The sequence below is a fragment of the Mesorhizobium sp. NZP2234 genome (assembly GCF_013170765.1).
In the GTDB taxonomy this organism is placed as follows: Bacteria; Pseudomonadota; Alphaproteobacteria; order Rhizobiales; family Rhizobiaceae; genus Mesorhizobium; species Mesorhizobium loti_D.
Window position 1 is genome coordinate 1,755,911 of sequence record NZ_CP033364.1, and the last position, 23,834, is coordinate 1,779,744.

General features: G+C 63.8%; 22 protein-coding genes. 9 read left to right on the top strand and 13 right to left on the bottom strand.

The window, feature by feature from the left end; genetic code table 11:
• Nucleotides 1-39: 39 nt before the first annotated feature.
• Together EB230_RS08620 and argH are read right to left on the bottom strand one after the other, a co-directional pair.
• On the bottom strand, nt 40-246 hold the full coding sequence (locus tag EB230_RS08620) for a hypothetical protein (RefSeq protein WP_056576116.1): 207 nt from the start codon (nt 244-246) through the stop codon (nt 40-42).
• A gap of 93 nt (nt 247-339) precedes the next feature.
• Nucleotides 340-1,740: an argininosuccinate lyase gene (gene argH, locus EB230_RS08625; RefSeq protein ID WP_056576119.1), complete on the bottom strand. Its 1,401-nt coding sequence runs from the start codon at nt 1,738-1,740 to the stop codon at nt 340-342.
• A 37-nt stretch (nt 1,741-1,777) separates the two neighbouring features.
• Between argH and EB230_RS08630 the strand changes: the two genes are divergently transcribed.
• Complete coding sequence (locus EB230_RS08630) at nt 1,778-2,458, top strand: TlpA disulfide reductase family protein (protein WP_056576122.1); 681 nt, start codon at nt 1,778-1,780, stop codon at nt 2,456-2,458.
• Between the two features lie 61 nt (nt 2,459-2,519).
• Here the strand turns inward: EB230_RS08630 and EB230_RS08635 are convergent, their stop codons facing one another.
• Nucleotides 2,520-4,970 carry an EAL domain-containing protein gene (locus tag EB230_RS08635; RefSeq protein WP_172372061.1) on the bottom strand — a complete coding sequence of 817 codons (2,451 nt, stop codon included), beginning with the start codon at nt 4,968-4,970 and terminating at the stop codon, nt 2,520-2,522.
• A gap of 318 nt (nt 4,971-5,288) precedes the next feature.
• Between EB230_RS08635 and EB230_RS08640 the strand changes: the two genes are divergently transcribed.
• The 4 genes from EB230_RS08640 to ugpC all read left to right on the top strand — a co-directional run bounded on the left by EB230_RS08640 (nt 5,289) and on the right by ugpC (nt 9,725).
• Nucleotides 5,289-6,641 (top strand): extracellular solute-binding protein, encoded by a 1,353-nt coding sequence (locus EB230_RS08640; protein WP_172372062.1) that lies wholly within the window; start codon nt 5,289-5,291, stop codon nt 6,639-6,641.
• Nucleotides 6,642-6,805: 164 nt separating this feature from the next.
• Nucleotides 6,806-7,690 (top strand): sugar ABC transporter permease, encoded by an 885-nt coding sequence (locus EB230_RS08645; RefSeq protein ID WP_056576131.1) that lies wholly within the window; start codon nt 6,806-6,808, stop codon nt 7,688-7,690.
• 7 nt (nt 7,691-7,697) lie between these two features.
• Nucleotides 7,698-8,612: an ABC transporter permease subunit gene (locus tag EB230_RS08650; protein WP_056576132.1), complete on the top strand. Its 915-nt coding sequence runs from the start codon at nt 7,698-7,700 to the stop codon at nt 8,610-8,612.
• Between the two features lie 12 nt (nt 8,613-8,624).
• Nucleotides 8,625-9,725 (top strand): sn-glycerol-3-phosphate ABC transporter ATP-binding protein UgpC, encoded by a 1,101-nt coding sequence (gene ugpC / locus EB230_RS08655; RefSeq protein ID WP_056576134.1) that lies wholly within the window; start codon nt 8,625-8,627, stop codon nt 9,723-9,725.
• A 100-nt stretch (nt 9,726-9,825) separates the two neighbouring features.
• Here the strand turns inward: ugpC and EB230_RS08660 are convergent, their stop codons facing one another.
• From EB230_RS08660 to EB230_RS08670, 3 genes are all read right to left on the bottom strand, one after another.
• A complete protein-coding gene (locus EB230_RS08660; protein ID WP_172372063.1) occupies nt 9,826-10,908 on the bottom strand; it encodes an ABC transporter ATP-binding protein in 1,083 nt (360 codons plus the stop codon).
• Nucleotides 10,905-12,485, bottom strand: coding sequence for an iron ABC transporter permease (locus EB230_RS08665; RefSeq protein WP_172372064.1), 1,581 nt, complete (start codon nt 12,483-12,485; stop codon nt 10,905-10,907). Before EB230_RS08665 ends, EB230_RS08660 begins: the two co-directional genes overlap by 4 nt.
• Before the next feature lie 175 nt (nt 12,486-12,660).
• The gene (locus EB230_RS08670; protein WP_056576143.1) at nt 12,661-13,668 is read right to left on the bottom strand and encodes an iron ABC transporter substrate-binding protein; all 1,008 of its coding nucleotides are present in this window, start codon (nt 13,666-13,668) and stop codon (nt 12,661-12,663) included.
• A 288-nt stretch (nt 13,669-13,956) separates the two neighbouring features.
• On the opposite strand from EB230_RS08670, the gene EB230_RS08675 reads away from it, so the two are divergent.
• From EB230_RS08675 to EB230_RS08685, 3 genes are all read left to right on the top strand, one after another.
• Nucleotides 13,957-14,508: a sigma-70 family RNA polymerase sigma factor gene (locus EB230_RS08675; RefSeq protein ID WP_056576145.1), complete on the top strand. Its 552-nt coding sequence runs from the start codon at nt 13,957-13,959 to the stop codon at nt 14,506-14,508.
• Between the two features lies 1 nt (nt 14,509).
• Entirely contained in the window at nt 14,510-15,148 is a 639-nt protein-coding gene (locus tag EB230_RS08680; RefSeq protein WP_172372065.1) for an NrsF family protein, read from the top strand.
• Nucleotides 15,149-15,312: 164 nt separating this feature from the next.
• A complete protein-coding gene (locus tag EB230_RS08685) occupies nt 15,313-17,292 on the top strand; it encodes a PAS domain S-box protein (RefSeq protein ID WP_246738926.1) in 1,980 nt (659 codons plus the stop codon).
• A 143-nt stretch (nt 17,293-17,435) separates the two neighbouring features.
• On the opposite strand, the gene EB230_RS08690 is transcribed toward EB230_RS08685, so the two are convergent.
• The 7 genes from EB230_RS08690 to EB230_RS08720 form a co-directional block, all read right to left on the bottom strand.
• A complete protein-coding gene (locus EB230_RS08690; RefSeq protein WP_015315562.1) occupies nt 17,436-18,314 on the bottom strand; it encodes a 3-hydroxybutyryl-CoA dehydrogenase in 879 nt (292 codons plus the stop codon).
• Between the two features lie 116 nt (nt 18,315-18,430).
• A complete protein-coding gene (locus tag EB230_RS08695; RefSeq protein ID WP_056576154.1) occupies nt 18,431-19,360 on the bottom strand; it encodes an electron transfer flavoprotein subunit alpha/FixB family protein in 930 nt (309 codons plus the stop codon).
• Nucleotides 19,361-19,380: 20 nt separating this feature from the next.
• Entirely contained in the window at nt 19,381-20,130 is a 750-nt protein-coding gene (locus tag EB230_RS08700) for an electron transfer flavoprotein subunit beta/FixA family protein (RefSeq protein ID WP_056576157.1), read from the bottom strand.
• Nucleotides 20,131-20,363: 233 nt separating this feature from the next.
• Nucleotides 20,364-21,164 (bottom strand): rhomboid family intramembrane serine protease, encoded by an 801-nt coding sequence (locus tag EB230_RS08705; RefSeq protein WP_056576161.1) that lies wholly within the window; start codon nt 21,162-21,164, stop codon nt 20,364-20,366.
• Between the two features lie 31 nt (nt 21,165-21,195).
• Complete coding sequence (locus EB230_RS08710) at nt 21,196-21,777, bottom strand: cob(I)yrinic acid a,c-diamide adenosyltransferase (RefSeq protein ID WP_056576164.1); 582 nt, start codon at nt 21,775-21,777, stop codon at nt 21,196-21,198.
• Nucleotides 21,778-21,796: 19 nt separating this feature from the next.
• Nucleotides 21,797-21,988 carry a twin transmembrane helix small protein gene (locus EB230_RS08715; RefSeq protein WP_056576167.1) on the bottom strand — a complete coding sequence of 64 codons (192 nt, stop codon included), beginning with the start codon at nt 21,986-21,988 and terminating at the stop codon, nt 21,797-21,799.
• 26 nt (nt 21,989-22,014) lie between these two features.
• Entirely contained in the window at nt 22,015-22,881 is an 867-nt protein-coding gene (locus EB230_RS08720; protein ID WP_172372067.1) for an SDR family oxidoreductase, read from the bottom strand.
• A 59-nt stretch (nt 22,882-22,940) separates the two neighbouring features.
• On the opposite strand from EB230_RS08720, the gene EB230_RS08725 reads away from it, so the two are divergent.
• A complete protein-coding gene (locus EB230_RS08725) occupies nt 22,941-23,792 on the top strand; it encodes a YihY/virulence factor BrkB family protein (RefSeq protein WP_056576173.1) in 852 nt (283 codons plus the stop codon).
• Nucleotides 23,793-23,834: the final 42 nt, after the last annotated feature.

Sequence of the window (23,834 nt, forward strand, 5' to 3'; positions counted from 1 at the left end):
GAGATCGGGTTCAGAAGACCAAACCCGGTCCGATCGGTTCTAGATCAGCGGGTCAAGGATGAATTTCTTGTCCTTGACCGGTTTTTCCGGCTCCGGCGGCAGGGGCTGCTTGGCCCTCTCGGCATCCTTGCGCGCCTGGACGGCCGCCTCGTAGGGCGTGTCGAGACCGGCCCTGCGGCCGCAGGCAGTCACGACGGCCATCGCCGCCAGCAGCGTCAGCGTCACCAAAATCCTGCTTCCGGTCATCGATCCATCCGTCCGAAACGTTCTGTCAGCCGCCGCTTTTAGCCGAGTTCTCGGCGCATTGCACCCCGGATATTGCGATCGCAATATCGGGCATCACGCCTTCGCCAGCCGCTTTTTCCAGTAGCGGATCTGCTTCCTCACTTCCGACGGCGCGGTGCCCCCGAAGCTGGTGCGGCTCTTGACCGAATTCTGCACCGCCAGCACGGAGAAAATATCGGATGTGATGCCCGGATTGATCGACTGCAGGTCCTCCAGGGAAAGCTTCTCCAGCCCCACCTTCTTGTCTTCGGCAAGCGCCACCGCACGGCCGGTGACATGATGCGCCTCGCGGAACGGCAGGCCCAACGTACGCACCAGCCAGTCGGCGAGGTCGGTCGCGGTCGCGTGGCCGGAGCCGGCGGCCTTCTTCATGGCGGCGGCGTTGACCGTCATGTCCGAGATCATGCCGGTCATCGCCGCCAGCATCAGGTCGAGCGTCTCGGCGGCATCGAAGACCGATTCCTTGTCCTCCTGCATGTCCTTGCCATAGGTCAAAGGCATGCCCTTCATCACCGTCAGCAGGCCGACCAGATGGCCGTTGACGCGGCCGGTCTTGCCGCGCACCAGTTCGGCGGCGTCGGGGTTCTTCTTCTGCGGCATGATCGAGGAGCCGGTGGAGAAACTGTCCGACAACCTGATAAAGCCGAATTGGGGCGTCGACCAGATGATGATCTCCTCGGCCAACCGCGACAGATGCGTGGCGCAGATCGCCGCCATGCCGAGGAATTCCAGCGCGAAATCACGATCGGAGACGCTGTCCAGCGAATTGCGCATAGGCTCGCGGAAGCCGAGCGCCTTGGCCGTTTTATGGCGGTCGATGGGGAAGCTGGTGCCGGCCAGGGCGGCGGCGCCAAGCGGGCTCTCGTCCATCCGCTCGATCGCATCGCGCACGCGCGACAGGTCGCGCGAAAACATCTCGACATAGGCCATGCAGTGATGGCCGAAGGTCACGGGCTGTGCTGCCTGCATGTGGGTGAAGCCCGGCATAACGGTCGCCGCGTGCTCCTCGGCCCGCTCCAGCAGCGCGGTGATCAGCCCTTTCAGCGCCTCGGCGACGCGAAAGCACTCGTCCTTGACCCACAGCCTCAGATCCACCGCCACCTGATCGTTGCGCGAGCGGGCGGTGTGCAGGCGGCCGGCTGCGGGGCCGATCAGGTCGGCGAGGCGAGCCTCGACATTCATGTGGATGTCTTCAAGCTTGGTCGAAAACTCGAAGCCGCCGGCCTCGATCTCTTTCAGGATCGTGTTCAGGCCGTGAGCGATTTTTTCTTGATCGGCCGCCGAAATAATGCCCGTTTGCGCCAGCATCTCGCTATGGGCGATCGAGCCGCGTATGTCCTGCGCGTAGAGTTTGCGGTCGAACGAGATCGACGCGTTGATCGCTTCCATGATCGCGGCCGGACCCGAGGCAAATCGTCCGCCCCACATCTGGTTGCTGGTCTTCTTGTCGCTCATCGCTATAAAACCCGTGCTTCGGAGCAGTTTTGAGAAAATGGCAGACGGAAACAGATTTTTCCCGGCCCCGCGCCTGATCCTCGCCGCCCTGGTGGCGGGAGCGCTGGCCGGCGCGGTCGCGGTATATGTCAGCGAGAGCCGGTCTGGCAACAACGCCGCGCCCCAAGCGGCGGTCGGCGAGAGCAAGGACGACATCGCCTGTGCCGCCAAGAACGACCGCGCCAAGAAGGTAGCGGCCTCGGCCACCGGCGAGGTCGCCGCACTTTTGCCCGCCGATCCGCCGCAATCCATGAAGAGCCTCGCCTTCAATGGCCCGGATGGCAAGCCGATGACGATCGCCGACCATGCGGGCAAGACGGTGCTGCTCAACCTCTGGGCCACATGGTGCGCGCCGTGCCGCGCCGAAATGCCTGCGCTCGATGCGCTGCAGAAGGAGAAAGGCAGCGCCGCCTTCCAAGTCGTCGCCGTCAATGTCGATGCCGGCGACGATGTGAAGCCGAAGAAGTTCCTCAAGGACACCGGCGTCGAGGCGCTCGGCTATTACCGGGATTCGACGGTGGCCCTGTTCAACGACCTCAAGGCACGGGGCCTGGCACTCGGCCTTCCCGTCACCCTGCTGATCGATGGCGAAGGCTGCCTGATCGCCCATATGAACGGTCCGGCCGAATGGTCGGGGCCTGACGCCAAGCGGCTGGTCGAGACGGCGCTCGGATCGTGAACATCAGAGTGTCTTGACGCAATTCCCGGGGAAAACCGTTTTACCCATTTCCTCGAATTGCTCACGCGGAGCGCACGTTTGGTTTGAGCAAGACGAGATTGCCGTCCTGGGGAGCGACGCGCACCGGAGCGCGCTTGCCATGGCCGGTCAGATCGTCAAACGCCTCGATCGGCGCCGGCTTGCCGAGATAGTAGCCCTGGCCGATCTCGCAGGCTTCCGCGTCCAGGAATTTGAGCTCGCCAAGCGTCTCGACGCCTTCGGCAAGGACCGGCAGGCCGAGGCCACGTCCCAACCCCAGCACGGCGCGCACGATCGCCGCTACCTGACCGTTCGTGTCGACCGCCTTGATGAAGGAGGCGTCGATCTTGATCTTGTCGAACGGGAAGGCGCGCAGGTTGGAGAGGGAGGAATAGCCGGTTCCGAAATCGTCCATGGCGACGCGCACGCCAAGCGCCTTGACCTGCCGCAGGGTTGCCAGCGCGCGCGGCATGTCCTTCACCAGCGCTGTTTCGGTGATCTCGAGTTCCAGTCGTGTCGGGGCAAGGCCTGTCTTCAGCAGGGTCTCATGGACCTTGCGGCTGAAATTGGGATTGTGAAGCTGTACCGCGGAGACGTTGACGGCGACCATCAGCGGATTCTCCCAGCGGGCGGCTTCCTCGCAGGCCGCGTCGAGCACCCAGTCGCCGATCTGCCCAATGGCGCCGCTGTCCTCGGCGACCGGGATGAATATGGCCGGGGAAACGTCGCCGCGTTCGGGATGGCGCCAGCGGATCAGGGCTTCGAAGCCAACCATCCTGCCGCTGCTGATCTCTTTCTGCGGCTGATAGACGAGGTAGAATTCGCCACGCGCGACGGCCTGGCGCAATTCGTGCTCCATCACGCGCCTGTCGCGGGCCTCGGTGCCCATCGACGCCTCGAAATAGCGATAGGTGTCCCTGCCTTCGGTCTTGGCCCGGTAGAGTGCCGTATCGGCATGGCTGATCAGGCTGGTCTGGTCCCCGGCATCGAGCGGATAGATCGCGATGCCGATGCTGGCAGAGACCAGCCCGCCACCTGCCGCTGACCGGTTTTCTTCACGCATGGCGGCGAGAACCGAGCCTGCGATGCGGCCCGCCGCCTGCGGGTCGGGCAGGTTGGGGGCGATGATGGCGAATTCGTCGCCGCCAAGGCGTGCAAGCAATTGTCCTTGGCGCAGAACGCCCGCCGCGCAGCTTGCCACCTTCTGCAGCATCGCATCGCCGGCGCCGTGTCCGTAGAGGTCGTTCACTTCCTTGAAACGGTCGAGGTCGAACAGCAGAAGTGCGAGATGCCGGCCTTTGACGGCCGTCTCGGCAGTGCCGGCCCGGTTCATGGATGCGATTTCCGCGTCGAGGCGGCTCGAGAAACTGCGGCGATTGGCAAGCCCTGTCAGCGGGTCGAAATGGGCGAGGCGAAGGATTTCCTCCTCAGCCCTCTTGCGTTCGCGGATGTCGCGGACGGCGATGACATTGTGGGGTTTGCCGCAATAGTCGATGCTTCGGGCGATCAGTTCGACGGGAATTTGCGCGCCGTCGCTGTTCCTCAACTCCGCCTCTCGCGGTTGGCCTTCCAGGCTGGCCGCGTCGGTTGCGGTGCGTTCGTCGAAGAGCTCGCCCAGTTCCTTGCCGTGCAGCGCCGCGGCTGGCGTGCCGGCCAGCTTGCCCATGCTGTCATTGGCGCTGACGATGCGGTTGCCGTCGCAGACGATCAGCCCCTCCACGGCGGCATTGGCCAGGCCGTGCATGCGGTCGACCTCGAGCTTCTGGCGACGGAAACGCAGGTCGATCCACAGCGCCGATGCCGACAGCACCAGGATGACCAGCGTGGCGGCGGCGACCGCGAAGGCCTGCGAGGTCGGCGCGATCGTATATTCGGAGATGGTGATCGAGGAATCGGGAAAGATCGAGACGGCGCCCATGCCGATGAAGTGCAAGGTGCAGATCGCCAGCGTCAGAAGCACCGCGCCGACGGACGTCGCCGGCAAGGAGGGGCGGCGCAGCACGACACGCAGCGCCAGCGCCGCGAGCGTTACGCCCGCCAGCAGGGAAACGGCGACCAGCAACAGGTTCCACTCGATCCGGCCCTGAACCTCGAATGCCGCCATGCCCGTGTAGTGCATGGCCGCGATGCCACCACCTAGAACGGCGCCGCCGACGAGATGATAGTCAAGTTCGTCCCGCAAGGTGGCGATCCAGACACCTGCCGCCGTCAGCGTCACCGAAGCGGCCAGCGAGAGCACGGAGAGCCCCGGATCGTAGGCGCTGGGTATGCCCGGCGTGAACGCAAGCATGGCGATGAAATGCGTTGCCCAGATGCCAAAGCCGGTCGAGGTGGCCGCGATCATCAGCCAGGCAAGCCGGTTCCTGTCCGTCGAGCGGCTGATGTGGTGAAGCAGATTGACAGCAGAGAAACAGGAAATTCCGCAGATCAGCGCGGCGAGTGCGACCAGTCTCAGATCGTGCTGGTTCACGATGCAATTATAGACCGTCAACATCTTATTTCCCCAAGCCCATCGGAAATAAAAAACGAAATATGACTGATTAATGCTTGGCCGTTGAAGGATCGATGAAGTCGCCTGCAACTGTAGCGTGCATTTCCGGCGTGAAGCCCGTAGCATGCCAGGATTTCGGTCGCCCTAGCTATCCAAGGCGCCGGTGCGACGTTTTGATGCCGGTCAAGCCGCCGAGGGAGAGGAGCGAGCAGCCGTGCAAAGGCCTGAACGCCACAGCAGAACTGTCACATACCTTCTCTAAGAGAGCGGGCAAGGACTTGCGCAAGACCCTTGTCACCAGCCACTCAAGAGGGAAAAACCATGACCATGATCAAGCGGGGCCTTGCCGCCCTTGCCGCAGGTGCACTCAGCACCGCGCTGGCGATGCCTGCCTTTGCGGAGCCGGTAAAATTCGATTTCTGGTTCGGCCTTTCGGGCGACCTCGCCCGCGTCGTCGACACGCTGTGCAAGAATTTCAACGAGTCGCAGAAGGCCTATGAAGTCGTCTGCACCAGTCAGGGCAACTACGACGCCACGCTGCAGAACACCATTGCCGCCTTCCGCGCCGGCAAGCAGCCGGCCGTCGTCCAGGTCTATGATGTCGGCACCGCCACCATGATGCTGTCCGGCGCCTACAAGCCCGCCGACAAGCTGATGGAAGAAAACGGCTACAAGATCGACTACGCGGACTATTTCCCCGGCATCGCGCGCTACTACGCGACGTCGAAGGGCGAGATGCTGTCCTTCCCGTTCAATTCCTCGACCGCGCTGATGTACTGGAACAAGGATGCCTTCGCCAAGATCGGCAAGACCGAGGCGCCCAAGACCTGGGAAGATGTCGGCGCCGATCTCAAGGCGATGAAGGAAGCCGGCTACGAATGCCCGATGGCGATCAACATCTCGGCCAACGAAAGCTGGCAGCTGATGGAACAGTTCTCGGCGCTGCACAACCAGCCGATCGCCACCAAGAGCAACGGCTATGACGGCCTCGACGCGCGCCTGGAAGTCAACAAGACCAAATTCGTCCAGTACGTCACCGATCTCAAGAAGTGGTATGACGCCGGTCTCATCAAGATCAAGTCCAAGGATCTTGGCCAGGACATGGTCCAGGCCTTCGCCTCGGGCACCTGCCAGGTCATCCTGACCTCGGTCGGCGACCATGGCACCGTCGGCAAGACGCAGAAGGAAGGCATGAACTGGGATGTCGCCGAGCTGCCCGTCTATGCCGGCACCGAGCGCAAGAATTCGCTCGTCGGCGGCGCCTCCCTGTGGGTTCTCTCGGGCAAGTCGGATGCGGAATACAAGGGCGCGGCCGCGTTCCTCAACTTCATCCACGACCCCAAGACCGCCTTGTTCTGGTCGACCAACACCGGCTACATCCCGGTGACAAAGTCGGGCTTCGACTACATGAAGTCGAGCGGGTTCTACGACAAGGCTCCCTACAAGGGCCGTGAAGTCGCGATCGCCAGCCTGACCGCTTCCGAACCGACCGAAATCACCCGCGGTGTGCGCCTGGGCAATTTCACCCAGATCCGCGCCGAGTTCGGTACGCAGATGCAGGCGATCTTCGCCAACAAGGTCAGCGTCCAGGAGGGCCTCGATACGTTGGTCAAGAATGGCGATGCCATCCTCGACCGCTTCCAGCAGACCTATCCGGGCAAGACCCTGCCCTAATCCCGGATAGCGGAGCGGCCGTCCGTCGGGACTCGACGGACGGCCATTTCGTACAAGTTTTGATTTACGCATGCCCTTATCCCGAAACCGGGATCCGTTTCGGAGACATGCAGTAGTCTTCCGCCGGGAAAGCGGATCGGCGGTTCAACGGCATCGGCGGATCGATGGAAAAACGCGTCACTTTCGGCAAATGGACGATCGGCATCCTTTTTGCGGTGCCGCAGCTCCTCCTGATCTTCACGTTCTTCTATTGGCCCGCCGGCCAGGCCGTTTACTGGTCGCTGACGCTGCAGCAACCCTGGGGCGGCGGCAACATCTGGGTCGGGCTCGACAATTTCCGTTCGATCCTGTCCAACGCCGATTACTGGAACTCCATCACCGCCAGCCTGATTTTTGCCGGGATCAGCACCGGGCTTGCAATGTTCATCGCGCTGGTGCTCGCGGCCCTGACCGATCGGCAACTCGCCGGCTCGCGTCTCTATCGCGTGGTGCTGATCTGGCCCTATGGCATCGCCGCGCCGGCGCTGGCGATGGCGTTCCGCTTCATCCTGGCGCCGGAAGCCGGCTTCATGGCCGTGGTCAACCGGGTCTGGCCCGGCTTCTGGGATCCCGGCCTCGACGGCGCCGACGCCATGGCTTCGATCATCGTCGCCTTCTCGTGGAAATATGTCGGTTACAACTTCATCTTCTTCCTGGCCGCCTTCCAGGCCATCCCGCGTTCGCTGATCGAGGCCGCCGCGATGGACGGTTCCGGTGTCATCAGGCGTTTCCGGGACATCCAGTTCCCGCTAATCACGCCGACGATCTTCTTCCTGCTGGTCATCAACATCACCGAAAGCTTCCAGGATTCGTTCGGCATCGTCGACATCATGACCGCTGGCGGCCCGGCGAACGCCACCAATCTGATGGTCTACAAGATCTATTCAGACGGCTTCAAAGGCCTCGATTATTCGGGCGCCGCCGCGCAGAGCATTATCCTGATGCTGCTTATCATCGTGCTCACCATCTTCCAGTTCCGCTTCATCGAGCGGCGCGTGCATTACAGGTGAGATCGCCATGGTCGAGCGCACTCCGTTCCTCAATTTCTTCACGCACCTGATCCTGTTCATCGGCTTCGTCTTCTGCATCGCGCCGTTCGTGGTCGTTGCGATCGCCGCGTCGCACAATCTCAGGGATGTCAACGACGTGCCGATGTCGCTGCTGCCGGGCAGCGACTTCTGGGTCAATATCAAGACCGCCTGGACGACGGCAGACCTCGGCCCCAAGCTGCTCAACAGCTTCATCATGGCGGCAGGTGTCGCCGCCGGCAAGGTGATCATCTCGGCGCTCACCGCCTTCTCGATCGTCTATTTCCGCTATCCCGGGCGCAACTTCATCTTCTGGCTGATCTTCGTGACGTTGATGCTGCCGCTGGAGGTGCGCATCGTGCCGACCTACGCGGTCGTTGCCAATGTGCTGTCGCCCTATCAGGCGATTCTGGACGTGACCGGCCTGAGCTGGCTGATCGAGAAGGTGTCGGGCGTGCAGGTCTCGCTCAGTCTCGGGCTGCTCAATTCCTATACCGGGCTGATCATGCCGCTGATCGCGACGGCCACCGGCACGTTTCTCTACCGGCAGTTCTTCCTGACGGTGCCGGATGAACTGACCGAGGCGGCGCGCATGGACGGCGCGGGGGCACTGCGGTTCTTCATCGATATCCTGTTGCCGCTGTCGCGCAACAACATGGCGGCACTTGGCACCATCATGTTCCTATGGGCCTGGAACCAGTATCTTTGGCCCCTGCTCATCACCACCGACCAGTCGCACGCCACGGCGGTCACCGAGCTCAAGCAACTGATCCCCAATGTCGGCGGCATTCCGGAATGGAACATCGCCATGGCGGGGACGCTGATCGTCATGCTGCCGCCGCTGATCGTCGTGGTGCTGATGCAGCGCTGGTTCGTGCGCGGTCTGATCGCCACCGAGAAATAAGAGGAGACAAAAATGGCCTCCATCGCAATACGCGGCGTCAAGAAGAACTATGCCAGGACGCAGGTCGTGCACGGTGTCGACCTCGACTTCGCCTCCGGCGAATTCGTCGTCATCCTCGGACCGTCCGGCTGCGGCAAGTCCACGCTGTTACGCATGATCGCCGGGCTGGAAGAGATTTCCGGCGGCGAGATCGCGATCGACGGCACTGTCGTCAACAAGCTGGAGCCACGCGAGCGCGGCTGCGCCATGGTGTTCCAGAACTACGCCCTCTATCCGCATATGAGCGTCGCCCAGAACATCGGCTATTCGCTCAAGGTCGCCGGTGTGCCCTCGGCCGAACGCACGCAGCGGATCCAGGCGGTTGCCCGCACTTTGGAGCTTGAACATCTGCTCGACCGCAAGCCGATGGCGCTTTCCGGCGGCCAGCGTCAGCGCGTCGCCATGGGCCGCGCGATGATCCGCGAACCGAAGGTGTTCCTGTTCGACGAACCGCTGTCCAATCTCGACGCCAAGCTGCGCGTGCAGATGCGCTCGGAAATCCGCAAGCTGCATCGCCGCCTGAACGCCACCTCCGTCTTCGTCACGCACGATCAGGTCGAGGCGATGACGCTCGCCGACCGGCTGGTGGTGATGAATGGCGGACGCGTCGAACAGGTCGGCACACCGGGTGAAATCTACACCCGCCCGGCCAGCCGCTTCGTCGCCACCTTTGTCGGCGCGCCGGCGATGAACATTCTGGAAGGCACGGTCGAGCTCGACGGGCTGTCGCTGCTTGGCGGCGGACGGCGCCTGGCTATCGCTCGCGCCGGCCTGCCGGTCGGCACGAAGGTGGCGATGGGCATCCGGCCGGAAGCCGTACGGCTGGTGGCACCGGGCACGGCCGGCGCGCTCGACGCCACCGTGGACCTGGTCGAGGAATTGGGCGCGGGGAGGGTGATCCATGTCGATCTCGACGGCGCGCCGTTTTCGGTGATGACGTCCGAGGCGGTCCGCCCCGAGCCGGGCAGTGCTGTCGGCTTGAAGATCTTGCCCGAGGACATGCATTTCTTCTCGTCGGAGACGGGAAGCCGCCTCGATGTCTTCAAGGCGTCCGTGCCCGAACCGGCGCTCTGATCTTCAGGCTTCCTCGAGCAGTGGCCGACCTGGTCGGCCGACACCGGCGAACGCATCGCCGCCTGAACTGTCCATTGCGCGCCGGCGGTGCCGTCGCGCTTCAGGCGAACACATGCGCCTTTCCCGACACGGTGAGCCGCACGATCTCGCCGACGGCCGGCGCGTCCATACCGGATTTGCGCAGGATCAGCGGCGTGTTGCCTATCGCGGCGGCGTCCGGCGGATCGGCGTTGTTCAGGAGCCGCACCGCGATCGTGCACGTCGCGCCGGCGAATTCCGATTCCGTCACCTCGCCGAACAACATGTCCGGCGTGCCTGACATGCCTTCGCGCGACGTCCGTTTCAGCCCGATCTGCTCCGGCCGCAGCATGATGCGGGCGACATCGCGGCTGTCCGAAGTGTCGACGGCGATGCGGCCAAGCGGCGAGCTGGCGAAGCCGCCCGAGATGCTCGCCGGCAGGATGATGGCATCGCCGAGGAACTCCGCGATCATCCTGTCCTTCGGCTTGAGGTAGAGATCGCGCGGCGTGCCGACCTGCGAGAATATGCCGTCGCGCATCACCGCCACCTGGCTGGCGAAGGACAGCGCCTCGGCCTGGTCGTGCGTCACCAGGATGGTGGTGATGCCGGCCGCCTCCAGAAGCTCGGCCACCGCCTTGCGCATCGAGGCGCGCAGGCCGGTGTCGAGTGCCGAGAACGGCTCGTCCAGCAGCATCAGCCGCGGCTTCATCGCCATGGCGCGGGCCAGCGCCACACGCTGCTGCTGGCCGCCTGAAAGTTCGTGCGGGCGGCGCTTGAGGATCGCCTTGTCCAGCCCCACGATGTAGGCGAGCTCGACGATGCGCTCGGCGCGCTTGTCCTCGCCCCGGTCCATGCCGAAACCGATATTGTCCGATATGGTCAGGTGCGGGAACAGGGCACCGTCCTGTGCCACCACGCCGATGCCGCGGCGATGTGCCGGGACGGCGGCGCCGCCATTGGCCAGCACCTTGCCGTCGAGCATGATACGGCCCTGGTCCGGTGCCTCGAAGCCCGCGATCAGCCGCAGCAAGGTCGTCTTGCCGCAGCCGGAGGGGCCGACGATCGCGGTCCGGCTGCCGCTGGCGACATCGAGGTCGATGCCGGCAAGGGCCGCGACCGGGCCGTAATGCTTTTTCAGGCCGCTGATTTCGAGGAAGCTCATCGTCCCGCCATCCGTTTCGACTGGACATAGAGCAGCCATGTCAGCGGCAGCGACATCGCCACCATGATGAAGGCGTAAGGTGCCGCCGAGGCGTAATCGATCTCGCCGCTGTAGGACCAGAACGCCATCGCCAGCGTGCGGGTGCCGTTTGGCGCCAGCATCTGGGTCGCGGTCAGCTCGTTCATGATGCCGAGCGCCACCAGCGCCATGCCGGCCGCGGCGCCGGGCGCCGACAGGCGGATGGTCGTCGACCACAGCGCGTTGAGCGGCGGCCTGCCGAGGCTGGACGCGGCGCGCTCGAGCTCGACCGGGGCCTGGGCGATCGAGGCGCGCAGGCTGACCAGCGCGCGCGGCAGGAACATGAGTGCATAGGCGACCAGGATGGTGAACAGCGTCTGATAAAGCGGCAGGGCGATACGCACGGTGATGGTGACCAGCGCCAGCGCGATGACGACACCCGGCAGCGAGCCGACGATGTAGTTGCACCCCTCAAGCAGGCGCTGCAACGGTCCCGGCGCGCGGATCGAGATCCAGGCCATCGGCATGGCGGCGACGGTGGCAAGCAAGGCCCCGGCAAGCGACAGGAACAGCGTCTGGCCCAGTGCCAGGCTTATCTCGTCGAGACGCCAGACTTCGGCGCCGCCGGCGATGAGCCAGCGGCCGATGGTCACGAACGGCACGCCAAGCGCCAGCAGCGTGGTGACGGCAAGCAAGGCCAGGCTCGGGATGGTGGCGCGGCCGAGGCGCGTGCGTTGCTGGTGGCGCGCCGCGCCGGAGCCGACGCGGGCGTAGCGCTCTTCTCCGCGCACCAGCACTTCGAGGCCCAGAAGCACGAAGCAGCAGGTCACCAGCACGCCGGCCAGCATGTTGGCGGCGGGTCCGTTGAAGGTCGACTGGAACTGGTCGACGATCGCCGTGGTGAAGGTATCGAAGCGGATGAAGACGTAGAGGCCATATTCGGCCAGCAGATGCAGTCCGACCAGCAGCGAGCCGCCGCAGATGGCCAGCCTGAGCTGCTGCACCACGACACGCCAGAACACGCGCCAGGGCCCGAGGCCAAGGGCTGAGGCCGCGTCCTCCAGGGCGGGGTCGAGGCGGCGCAGCGCCGCCGATACGGGCAGATACAGGAAGGGGAAATAGGCGATCACGGACACCAGTACGCCGGCCCACAGGCCGTGCAGCCCGGGAACCATGGTGATCCAGGCATAGGAGTGCACGAAAGCCGGAATGGCAAGCGGCGCCACGCACAGCCAGGCCCAAAGCCTGGCGCCAGGCAGGTCACTGCGCTCGGTCAGCCAGGCCAGCGCGACAGACAGCACGATGGCGATCGGCACTGCCAGCAGGACCAGCAGGGTGGTGTTGACCAACAGTTCGCCGACGCGAGGCCGAAAGACCAGCGCCGAAACGGTTTCCCAGCCCGTCTGCACCGCGGTCCAGATGATGAAGGCGAGCGGCAGAAGGGCGAGCAGCGAGACCAGAAGAGCGGCGGTGACAAGCCAGGGTGCCGCCCGCCGCCGCGCGTTTCGGCGCATCGTCGGCGGCAAGCCAGCGCGCGCGAGATCGACCGCGGGCTGCATCGGCTCAGACACCACACGGTTGGGGTGCGGTGGCGGCAATAGAGGGACCACGATCGCGGTCAGGAACGCAGCGTGTCGTCATCGACGAATGCCATCTCGAAAAACAAAACGCTCCCGCGGAAGGCGAAGTCCCGCGGGAGCTCGGTCGGTCTGTCCTTATTAGGACGAACAGCAACTAAAGCAAGCCGGCTGCCGTCATCAGGTCGGTGACCTTCTTGGAGTTCAGCGTCGCGGCGTCGACCTTCGGTGCCTGCAGATCGGCCAGCGGCACCAGTTTCGGATTGGATTCCGTGCCCTTGCCGACCGCGTATTCGAAGGAGGTTCCGTTCTTCAGCACTTCCTGGCCGCCCTTGGCCGTCACCCACTTCAGGAAAGCCTGGGCTTCCTTCGGATGCTTGCTCGAGGCGAGCACGCCGCCGCCGGAGACCGAGACGAAAGCGCCCGGATCCTGGTTCTTGAAATAGTGCAGCGCGACGTTCTTGCTGTTCTCGCCGGTCTTGGCCTGATCGCCAAAGTAGTAATAGTGGTAGATCACGCCGCCTTCGATCTCGCCGGCATTGACCGCCTTCATCACGGTGCTGTTGCCCTTGTAGGCGGTGAAGTTATCCTTCATCGCCTTCAGCCAGTCCGCCGTGGCGGCCTCGCCCTTGAGCTGCAGCAGCGCACTGACGATGGCCTGGAAATCGGCGCCCGAGGGCGATGCCGCCCAGCGGCCCTTCCAGCTCGGGTCTGCAAGGTCGAGCAGCGACTTGGGCAACTGGTCGGCCTTGAGTTTGGTGGTGTTGTAGGCAAAGACGGTGCTGCGCGCGGCCACGCCCACCCATTTGCCGCTGGCCGCCTGATAGTCCTGCGGCACCTGAGCCAGCGTGTCGGCGTCGACCGGCGCGAACAGGCCGGCATTCTCGACCAGCACCATGGCCGGCGAGTTTTCGGTGAGGAACACGTCGGCGGGCGAGGCGGCACCCTCGGCGACGATCTGGTTGGAGAAGTCGCTGTCGCCGCCATTGCGCAGCGTGACCTTGATGCCGGTTTCCTTGGTGAAACCTTCGGCCCATTCCTTGGCCAGACTTTCATGCTGGGCGTTGTAGACGATGATGCCCGCATCCTCGGCCATTGCCGGACCGGCAGCCAGGCTGATTGCAAATGCGGCGACACCGGCAAGGGCAAGAAGGGGCGATTTCATGGGGTACTCCTCGGGTTGTCCGCGCTGCGGATGCGACCGAGTATCAATTCATGAATGCACTAGTCAAGATTGAATTCCGTTCATCACGGTTTTGCGCTTCGCGGCACCGAGACGACATGCCACCCGATAGGTGGCCCGGTGGCCGTGGCTCCGGATACAGCCATCGACATGGAATTCATGGGCCGCCTCGCAAACTTTCGTGACTTGCCCATAGTTTGGCTTGGACATTATTTCGCCGGCCACGTAACAAATCTGCGCCGAGGTGCGAAAACCGGGGAGTGAACTCTTGTGAGCGGCAAGGACGAGGCCGAGCTTTCCCGGCTGTTGCGGGCCGCGATCGCGGGAGATGAAAAGGCCTATGCCGACTTTCTCCACCGGATTGCCGCACTGATCCGCGGTTTTGTGAGGCGCAAGATCGTGCAGGGCGGGGTCGATCCCGAGGATGTCGTGCAGGAAACCTTGCTGGCCATTCATGTGAAACGGCATACCTGGCGCCAGGACGCACCGGTCCTGCCCTGGGTCTATGCGATCGCCCGCTTCAAGCTGATCGACGCGTTCCGGCGGCGCGGTCGGCGCATCGAGATCGATGTCGACGATATCGCCGAGACCTTCGCCGAACCGGAAACCGAAACCGTCAGTGAGCGCGACATCAACCGTGCCCTTGACGGGCTGCCGCCGGCACAGCGTTCCGTGGTCTCGGCCGTATCGGTGGAAGGCCGCTCGATCGGCGAGACGGCAGCGAAGTTCGGCATCAGCGAGACGGCGGTGCGTGTGTCGCTGCATCGCGGGCTTGCCGCCATAGCCAAGCGATTTGGGCAAGGGCGATTTGGGCGGGAATGACATGAGGACCGAGGATCTCATCAAGGCGCTCGACGCCGATGCAAGCAGCAAGGCGATGCCGTTGCGCTCGGCCTGGTGGCTGGCTGCCGGTGCGGCCATTGTCATCGCGGCCGTCGTTTTCCTGCTGACGATCGGCCCGCGCCCCGACTTCATGGTGGCCGCGCATACGATGCGCTTCCTGTCGAAATTCGTTTTCACCATCGTGCTGGCCGTCAGCGCCTTCGCCCTGATCCGCGCTTTGTCGACGCCGGGTGCGTCGACGGGTCGGGCGATGGCAGGGATGTTGGCCGCGCCTCTGCTGGTGGCCGTGGCCGTGGTTCTGGAGCTCTTCATGGTGCCGGAGGCGTTGTGGGGCACGCGCATGGTCGGTTCCAACATGATGATCTGCATGAGCTTCATTCCGCTGATCGGCATTGGCCCGCTGGCGATCTTCCTGTGGATGCTGCGCTACGGCGCGCCGACGCGGCCGGTGCTTGCCGGCGCTGTCGCGGGCCTACTTGCCGGTGGACTGGCGGCGACCTTCTACGCCGCGCACTGCTTCGACGATTCGCCGCTTTTCGTCGCCACCTGGTACACGATCGCGATCGCCGCGCTCGCCGTGCTTGGCGCGCTCGGCGGGCGGTTCTTCGTGCGCTGGTAGCAGGATACCTGCGACCACCCCATAGCGCATACCGATCCTTAATCATGCCGGCAATTGTTTGCCGGTTGTCCATGTCGCCAACGCCCCGGGGCAACCTTTCCTTAAAATCGATCCTTCAGGGTTTTAGCGGGAAAAAGCGATTGCCCACGGGGGTGGTACGGATCGTGACTTTGCGAGGAATGATCGGGCCGGGAGCCTACAAGCATCCAGCGCTGGCGCTGCTTGTGGCCGGTTTTGGCGTGATGTCGGCCTCCCTTGTGCTGTCCAGGCTGGACCTTGGCGCCGAAGCGCTCAGACTTTGTCTTCAGATATCGGTAGCGGTGACAGTCTGCGCGCTTTTCTTCGCCTATCTTTTCATCGGTCGCATCTCGGAAGATCGACGACAGATGGCGGAGGGAGAGCAGCGCTTTCGCCGGGCGATGCAGGATTCGGTGATCGGCATCGCCATTGTCGCGCTGGACGGGCGCATACTCGAAACCAATCCGGCCTTCGCGACCATGCTTGGCTACAGCCGCGAAGAAATCGAGGCGCTGACCTTTTTCCAGATCACGCATCCCGACGATCTGCAGATCGGCCGCGAAACGATGGAGGATTTGAAAGCCGGGACCGCCCATGCGTTCCACTTCGAGAAGCGCTACCTGCGCAAGGACGGCACGCCGGTCTGGGCGCATCTCGCCGGCTCCGTCATTCGTGACGAGAAAAGCGGTCGTCCGCTCTATCTCGTCTCGCAGATCGAGGACATCGACGCGCGCAAGCAGGCCGAGGCGCGCATCGCCGAGGCTGAGACGCGCTGGAATTTCGCGCTCGCCGGCGCCGGTCAGGGCGTGTGGGACCTCGACATGCGCAAGGGCGGCACAACCTATTCCTCGACCTGGGTCAAGATGCTGGGGTTCGATGAGGGCGAGCTTGATGGCGATCCCGATCGCTGGCTGACCATGATCCATCCCGACGACCGCGAGACCGTCGCCGAAGCGGATCGTGCCCACCTTGACGGCAAGACGCCATTCTTCGAAGCCGAATTCAGGATGCGCCACAAGGACGGCCGCTGGATCTGGATACTCGATCGCGGCAAAGCCATCGAGCGCGACGAGGACGGGCGTCTGATCAGGGCCATCGGCAGCTTGACCGACATCACCCGGCGCAAGGAGATCGAGGAGCGCCTGACCGTGTCGGCGGCAATGCTGGCCGATGAGAAGGAGCGGCTGCGGGTGACGCTGCAGTCGATCGGCGATGCCGTTATCTGCACCGATGCGGCGAACCGCGTCACCTTCATGAACCCGGTTGCCGAGAAACTGACCGGCGTTTCCGGCGAGGCGGCTCTCGGCAAGACGCTCGGCCATGTCTATTGGGCGGTCGACGAGGAGACGGGTCACAGGATCGGCGTGACGCGGCCGGCGATCGGCGGGGAGGCTCCCGCCGACCAGAACAGCCGCGCCGTGTTGGTCCGCCGCGACAACACGCGTTGCAGCATCCGCCAGGTCGTGTCGCCAATCATGAACGAGCGCAATGAATTCTGCGGGCTGGTCATCGTCTTCCAGGACTTCACCGATGCGCGCGCGCTGCAGCGCCAGCTTGCCCACGCCGCGGCACATGACGCATTGACCGGCCTTGCCAATCGCTCGAGCTTCATCCGAACGATGGAGGAACTGGTCGAGCAGTCACGCAAGGACGGCACGCCGGCCGGGGGCGGCCATCAGTTCATGTTCATCGACCTCGACCATTTCAAGCTGGTCAACGACACGGGTGGTCACGCCGCCGGAGACGCCTTGCTGAAGCGGGTCGCCGAAGCCGTGCGCGGCGTGCTTGGTCCCGAGGACATCGTCTCGCGCCTTGGGGGCGACGAATTCGCCGTCATCCTGAAATCGGGTTCGACCGCCGGTGCCAGGATCGCGGCGCGCTCCATCATCGATGCGATAGCCGGCCTGAACTTCACCTGGGATGGCCGGCCGCACGCGATCGGCGCCAGTATCGGGCTGGCGGCGATCAATGCCGATTGCGGCGAAGCCGATGAGATCATCGCAAGGGCCGATGCGGCCTGCTATGCGGCCAAGGCCGCCGGCCGCGGATGCGTCTGCGTGGCGCCGGACGGCAGTATTGCCGACCACGGATCGGCAGCGCCCAAGCCGCTCGCCGCGGCGTCGTGAGCGGCGGCCGGCCGAAACGCCAGGGCACTTCACCGTTTCACGGAAACGGTGAACCACTCTAACGCCTTGTTCTGACGCAATTCCCTGGGGAAAGCGCTACGCGCTTTTCCCGGGAAATCCGCCCACATTTTCCTGGAGTTGCTCTAGCGCGTCGGAACGGGATGCTCGCCGCGATAGTCGTAGAAGCCACGCCCGGTCTTGCGGCCGAGCCAGCCCGCCTCGACATATTTCACCAGCAACGGGCAGGGGCGGTACTTCGAATCCGACAGGCCGTCATGCAGCACCTGCATGATCGACAGGCAGGTGTCGAGGCCGATGAAATCGGCCAGTTGCAGCGGCCCCATCGGATGGTTGGCGCCGAGCCGCATTGCGGTGTCGATGGCGTCGACCGAGCCGACACCCTCATAGAGCGTGTAGATCGCCTCGTTGATCATCGGCAACAGGATGCGGTTGACAATGAAGGCCGGGAAGTCCTCCGAGACCGTGATCGTCTTGTCGAGCTGCTTCACATAGGTCTTCGCCGCCTCGAAGGTCTGGTCCTCGGTGGCGATGCCGCGCACCAGTTCGACCAGCTTCATCAGCGGCACCGGGTTCATGAAGTGTATGCCGATGAAACGCTCCGGCCGGTCGGTCTGCGCGGCAAGCCGGGTGATCGAGATCGACGAGGTGTTGGTCGCCAGGATGGCTTCGGGATTGAGCTGCGGACAGAGCTGCGCGTAGATCTTGCGCTTGACGGTCTCGTCCTCGGTTGCCGCCTCGATCACCAGATCGGCGCCGGCGAGATCCGCCATCGTCGGTGCCGAGGCAATGCGCGCCATTGCCTGGTTGCGCAGCTTCTCATCGAGCTTGCCGGAGCCCACCTGGCGGGCCATGTTGCCGCTGATGGTGGCGATGCCCTTCTCGATGCGGTCGGGCGATATATCGTAGATCAGCACCTTGTAGCCCGAAAGCGCGGAGACATGGGCGATACCCCCACCCATCTGGCCCGCGCCGATGATGCCGATCGTCTCGATCTTGCTCATTACACCGATCCCGTCAAAAGGCCTTTGCAGCCTGCTTTTTGTGCGGTGCAAACTAAAAGGGCGGGGCGACTTCGTCTACCCCACCCCAAGCATTTAATACGCTTTGCCAGAGAGCGTCAAAGCGCCTTCTGCAACTCCGGCAGAATGACGAAGAGGTCGCCGACGAGGCCATAGTCGGCAACCTGGAAGATCGGGGCCTCCTCGTCCTTGTTGATGGCGACGATGACCTTGGAATCCTTCATGCCGGCGAGGTGCTGGATGGCGCCGGAGATGCCGACCGCGATGTAGAGATCGGGGGCGACGACCTTGCCGGTCTGGCCGACCTGCCAGTCGTTCGGCGCATAGCCGGCATCGACGGCGGCGCGCGATGCGCCGACCGCGGCGCCGAGCTTGTCGGCTACCGGCAGGATGACCTCCTGGAACTTCTCCGACGAGCCGAGCGCGCGGCCGCCCGAGATGATGATCTTGGCAGAGGTCAGTTCAGGACGATCGGTCTCCGACAGTCTGTTCTCTACGAAGGAGGACAGGCCCGGATTGGCGGCCGCCTTGACGGTCTCGACAGCGGCAGAGCCGCCCTCGGGCGCCGCCTGGAAGGAGGCGGTGCGCACGGTGATGACTTTCTTGGCGTCGGTCGACTGCACCGTCTGGATGGCGTTGCCGGCGTAGATTGGACGCTTGAATGTGTCGGGCGAGACCACTTCGATGATCTCGGAGACCTGCGCGACGTCGAGCAGCGCCGCGACGCGCGGCGCGACATTCTTGCCCGACGAGGTCGCCGGGGCGATGATGGTGTCGTAAGCGCCAGCCAGCGATACGACGAGGGCTGCCGTCGGTTCGGCGAGGCGCTCGGCGAGTTCGTCGGCTTCGGCGAGCAGCACCTTGCTCACGCCCTTCAATTTGGCGGCGGCGTCGGCAGCGCCCTTGGCGCCCTTGCCGGCCACCAGCACATGCACGTCCGAACCGATCTGCAGGGCCGCCGACAGCGCCTTGGCGGTCTGGTCGGAAAGGGTGGCGTTGTCGTGTTCCGCGATAAGGAGAATTGCCATTTTATCTGTTCCTTCCGATCTCAGAGCACGCCGGCTTCATTCTTGAGCTTGTCGACCAGTTCGGCGACGCTCTTGACCTTGACGCCCGCCTTGCGGCCGCCCGGCTCCTCGGTCTTGATGACCTTGAGGCGCGGCTTGACGTCGGCGCCGTAGTCGGCCGGCGATTTCTCGTCGAGCTGCTTCTTCTTGGCCTTCATGATGTTGGGCAGCGAGGCGTAGCGCGGCTGGTTGAGGCGAAGGTCGGCGGTGACGATCGCCGGCATCTTCAGTTCCACCGTCTGCAGGCCGCCGTCGACTTCGCGCGTCACCTTGGCCTTGTCGCCGTCGAGCACGAGCTTGGAGGCGAAGGTGCCTTGCGCCCAGCCGAGCAGTGCCGCCAGCATCTGGCCGGTCTGGTTGGAATCGTCGTCGATCGCCTGCTTGCCGAGGATGACGAGGCCGGGCTGTTCGGCTTCTACGACGCCCTTCAGCACCTTGGCGACGCCGAGCGGCTCGGTCTGTTCGTCGGTCTTGACCAGGATGGCGCGGTCGGCGCCCATGGCGAGCGCGGTGCGGAGCGTCTCCTGCGCCTGCTGCGGGCCGATCGAGACGACGATGATCTCCTCGGCCTTGCCGGCTTCCTTCAGCCGGATGGCCTCTTCCACCGCGATCTCGTCGAACGGGTTCATCGCCATCTTGACGTTGGCGAGCTCAACCGCCGAACCATCAGCCTTCACGCGAACCTTGACGTTCGCATCCACAACCCGCTTCACGGGCACAAGGATCTTCATTTGCCTGTCACCTCTTCACGCTAGTTGGGCGCGCTATAACAGCCTGCGCCCTTTCTGAGTTGTCGAAAGCCGACATTCCTGACTGAATTCCGGCCAGACGGAATTCTGGCCGGATGGAAATTCTGGTCTTTGCCCGTCTTGACTGCTCCTTAACAGCCCTGGGCTCGGACGGAGACGTTTCCGTAGTTGGGGCAACCCTTGACGTCAATACGCTGAAAGCGGCTCAAATCGGTTCAGTTTGGGCCAGAAGGGTTTCCCCGGCCCCAGCGCGCCGTGGTGGCGGGCGGTTCGGGCGCCGCTGGCCGAGCGGCAACCGTCGGCTGGTCGGGAGTGGGAACCACTGTATCCTCATCGGCGCCGGCAAAAAGCGGTACGCCGCGGCTGCGCAGGACAAGCACCAGCACCGCGCCTGCAATGATGCCGCCGATGTGGCAGGCCCAGGAAATCTGATCCTCGCCGCCAGCGGCGAACATGAAGACCTGGAACAGCACCCACAGGATAAGCGGGATGAAGGCCGGAATGCGCAGTGGTATGCGGGCAAAGGCAAGCACCCAGACCTTCACCCTGGGATAGAGGATCAGGTAGGCGACGACCACGCCGGCGATGGCGCCGGAGGCGCCGATCAGCGGCACCTGCGAGTCCCAGGCGACGAAGCTCTGGAAGGCGGCGCCGGCGACGGCGCACAGGAGATAGAAAATGAGGTAGCGGATGTGACCGAGGGCATCCTCGACATTGTCGCCGAACACCCACAGGAACAGCATGTTGCCACCAAGGTGGAAGATGTCGGCATGCAGGAAGGAATAGGTGAGGTAGCTCAGGCTTTCGGGGATGATGACAAAGCGAGGGTCGAGTTCGGCCGTGTCATGGACGACTGACGGGATGAAGCCAAGGCCAAGCACGGCGGCGTTGGTGAAATTCTCGCCGCCGAGCGCGGTGGCGCAATAGACCAGCGCGTTGACCACGATCAGGCCGATCGTCACATATTGCAGGCGGATGTGGCGCAGCCTGTTGGTGTCGTAAAGCGGGATGAACATGCGTGTCTGGCCCCTCCCGCTTTCGGTCCGTTCAGCGGTTCTTGCCAGGAACCCATAGCACGTCGGCATTTCCATTGTCATTGACCGCCCGGGCGGCGACAAACAGGAAGTCCGAGACGCGGTTGATGTATTTCAGCCCGTCGCGGTTGACATGCTCGGCCGGATCTTGAGCCAGCGCCACCATCAGCCGTTCGGCCCGCCGTACCACGGTGCGGGCAAGATGCAGGGCAGCGGCAGCCGGCGTGCCGCCGTTGAGCACGAAGGATTTGAGCGGCTGCAGATCCTTGTTGAGGAGGTCGATGTCCTTTTCGACCCGGTCGGTCTGCACGGGCGTGATCCGCAAAGGCTCATATCCCAGCGGCTTGCCGTCGTCGGGTACGGCAAGGTCAGCGCCGAGGTCGAACAGATCATTCTGGATGCGCGAAAGCATGGCATCGATCGCCGGGTGGCTCACTGCCGTGTGGACACGGGCAACGCCGATGCAGGCATTGGCCTCGTCGACCGTACCGTAGGCATCCACCCGCAGGTCGGATTTCAGCCGCCGTTCCCCGGTACCGAGTCCTGTCGTGCCGTCATCGCCGGTGCGGGTGTAGATCTTGTTGAGCTTGACCACATCGCCTCCCGAACGGTCCTCATTTGCGGGTGAAATACACCGCAAGCAGGATCAGCACCAGCGCCACGGCCTGCAGCATGACGCGTGCCTGCATCAGCTTGTTCGAGGTGACGCCGGTACCGCCGCGCATCATGTTGACGAGGCCCCGGATCAGCACGATCACCACGGCGGCCATGACCAGAATGGCGAGGATATTGAAGACGGTTGCCATTGTTGCGTTTCCAGTTGTTTTCGCGTTCAGGCGCGTTTGGCCATCAGGCGGTAGAGCATCGATGCCGGCAGGATGCGCTTGAATACAACGCCGATCCTGGCCGGCACTGTTACCACATAGTGCGGGCGCGGGCGCCGCGACAGAAGTGCATGGCGCAGAACCTTGTGGACCACCTCCGGCCCAGGCTTCAGCGTCGATTGGCTGCCGCCGGCCCGCAGCCGTTCCAGCTGCGCGGCATAGTCCGCACTGTGCACGGAATTCTCGATATCGATGTTTTTCAGGAACCAGGGCAGGCCGTTGCTGGCGATCTTCGATTTCACCGGCCCCGGCTCGATGAGCGAAACATGGATGCCGCTGCCTTCCAGTTCCTGGCGCTGGCAGAGCATCAGCGCCTCGAGCGCATGTTTCGACGCCGAATAGGCGCCGCGAAATCGCACCGGCACGAGGCCGAGTATCGACGAGCAATGGACAATGCGGCCGTGACCCTGGTGGCGCATCACCGGCACCAGACGGCGGGTCAGATCGTGCCAGCCGAAGAAATTGACCTCGAACTGCTCCTTGAGCGCGGCCACCGACAGGTCCTCGACCGCACCGGCCTGCGCGTAGGCGCCATTGTTGAACAAGGCGTCGAGCCGGCCGCCGGTGCGTTGGAGCACTGAAGTCACCAGGACGGCGATGGAATCCGGTTCGCCGTAGTCGAGGTAAAAAGCCTCGATGCCGTCCGCTTCGAGGGCGGCGATGTCTTCCGGCTTGCGCGCCGTCGCGAACACCCGCCAGCCCTCGGCCTTCAACGCGCGGGCGCAATAGGCGCCTATCCCTGAAGACGCGCCGGTGACGATGACGGTGCGCAACTCCGCCGCTGAAGAATTCGTGGTTTGACGAAGGGTTGCCATTTGCCGCATTCACTTCCCATATTCGCGGCGTCTAGACAATCGAAGGGGAGCGCGCGTTTTTGCTGCGGAATATTGTCGCCCTGCGCCGCGTGCTCTACGACGCTCTCGGCCATTTCAACACCGATGACGGCTGGGCTATGGCCAGCCATCTGGCGATCACTTCGCTGATGGCGCTGTTTCCGTTCCTGATCTTCGCCACGACGCTGGGCAGCTTCCTTGGCGCCGAGGCCTTTGCCGACACGGCCGTGCACCTGGTCTTCGATACCTGGCCCGATCAGATCGCCAAGCCGATCGCGCATGAGGTGCTGAACGTGCTGACCGTCCGGCGCACCGACCTGCTGACCTATGGCGTGCTGCTTGCCGCCTACTTTGCCTCGAACGGCATCGAGGCGCTGCGCACGTCGCTCAACCGGGCCTATCGCGTCACCGAGACGCGCGGCATCATCTACCGTCGTGTGCAGAGCATCTTCTTCGTGCTGATCGCCACCGCCGGGTTCCTCGCCATCAGCGTGCTCCTGGTGTTCGCGCCCTTGCTGGCGCGGCTGGCGGAAGCCCATTTCGAGTGGATCAAGCCCTATACCGGCACGATCACGCTGTGGCGCTACGTCATCGCCTCAACCGTCATCATCGGCGGGCTGTTTGCCGTGCACTACTGGCTGCCGGCCGGCAAGCGCCGCTTCGTCTCGCTGGTGCCGGGCATCGTCTTCACACTGGCGGCGTGGCTCATCGGCTCGACGATGTTCGCCACTTATCTCGACCATTTCTCGTCCTATGTGACGACCTATGCCGGGCTGGCCTCGATCATGATCGCGGTGGTCTTCCTCTACATCGTCTCGGCGATCTTCATCCTTGGCGGCGAGCTCAATGCCGCGATCAGCCGTTATCTGGAGGCGCGTGCCCGGGTGGGATGAGGCGGTGCCGGTCGGATTGAGGAATTGAAGAGCTGGAGAATT